This is a genomic window from Catenibacterium faecis, from assembly GCF_014306455.1.
In the GTDB taxonomy this organism is placed as follows: domain Bacteria; phylum Bacillota_I; class Bacilli_A; order Erysipelotrichales; family Coprobacillaceae; genus Catenibacterium; species Catenibacterium mitsuoka_A.
On record NZ_JACRWG010000131.1, the window covers coordinates 1 to 1,516 of the forward strand.

2 protein-coding genes are annotated in these 1,516 nt (G+C 40.8%); both read right to left on the reverse strand.

Features of this window, described 5'->3' with window-relative positions:
- Positions 1 to 5 precede the first annotated feature (5 nt).
- Positions 6 to 482 carry a hypothetical protein gene (locus tag H8909_RS13050; RefSeq protein WP_006507209.1) on the reverse strand — a complete coding sequence of 159 codons (477 nt, stop codon included), beginning with the start codon at positions 480 to 482 and terminating at the stop codon, positions 6 to 8.
- Positions 421 to 1,516, reverse strand: a 1,096-nt coding sequence (locus H8909_RS13055) for an IS3 family transposase (RefSeq protein WP_187013132.1), incomplete at its 5' end; no start/stop codon positions are given. The genes H8909_RS13055 and H8909_RS13050, both read right to left, overlap by 62 nt.

Here is a 1,516-nt window from a genome sequence, read left to right on the forward strand (position 1 = left end):
CTCCTTTACTTCTTGTCGCTGTAGGATGAGTATATCTCCTCCAGTATGGAAGGCATTTTTTTTTGAAATTCTACGTAATCCTCAAGATATCTGATACGAGCCTCCTGGTATGCAACCTTCTCTTCAAGAGTCATTTCAGGCATTTCCTCAATAGGGATGCTTCCATCATAGTTCTCAGCCTTTGGTTCAAACTCCCCGTTCTTCGCTTTCTGTCTTGCACGCTTGGCTGCTGCCTGAGCGCAGTTCTTTCCTAGTTTCTTAGTATCGAACCCTAATGATTCATAAGCCTCGATTGATGTCATTCCACTTTCAAGCTGCTTATACAGTGCAACATAGAAGTCCTTTGTATAGATGAATGCATCCATATTCTTTGTAAGTTCTGCAACGAACTTATTATCTGAATGTTCAATAACTGCATCTCTATGTGCAAGTCTTTGCGCCTCTGTCTGCTGCTGCCTGTTCTTCTTTCTTTCCTGAGCCATATAATTCCATATCCTCCTCTGTCAGAGCGCCAAGCTCAACTGCACGCTTGAGCGCCTTTTCTCTCGCTTTTTTCATCATTTTATCATACTTTTCCTGTTCGTTTTGAAGATAATCTGAATATTCATTATCAGATAATGAATTAAGATAGTCTTCATATTCAGCAGGTGTCATCTTATTGCGTGTCCACTGAGGACGCTCATTATTGTAGTAGTATACATAATTATCTATCATTTCCTTCACTTCTTCCGGAGTGGAACAGCCAGACAGGTCGCACTCATCCTTCATATGTCCGAAGAAGGATTCCTGGCTTGCATTATCCCAGCAGTTTCCCCTGCGTGACATGGACTGTCTGTATCCTAGTTTCTTAAGCCTGTCCTGAAATAAATCATTAAAATAAAGGGATCCCTGATCAGAATGGAAGATGGCATCTTGAGAATAATCAAGAGTATCTATTGTATCCATAGCCAGATTAAGATCATTGCCTGAAGAAGTGATATGACTCACAACTCGCCCGCTTACTGCATCCTTTACACATGACAGATATTCAGTTCTGTTTAGCCCGTATTTCAGATAACTGACATCCGTAAGCAGTATTTCCCCCGGTCTAGCCAGACGGAACCTTCTCTTAAGAAGGTTTGGCTTCCTGTTATTTTTCAAGTTTTCCCTGTTCGCTTTCAATTCAGTACGCTCCCCGCGGATGGCGCATTTGCAGTTGTATTTTCTCATCAGTCTGAGAATCTTGTTTCTTCCAAAATGAACACCACATATATCAGGAAGCATCATATAGATAGTGCGCGTTCCTTTTCTGAATCCCTTATAATCAATGACCTTTTTTATGTATTCAAAATCAATCTCATCCTGTCTTTCCTTCATGCCGTAATTATCATCTGAGAGTATTGAATAATAGGATGACTTAGATATGCCGATTCTCTTCAGTATGGAACGGATGGAATAGTCATATCTGTCGTGTGGAAGGTCTCTTATCCATATGCATAATGCCTTCTTCTGTTCAGAGGTAAGGGAAGGAAGAATT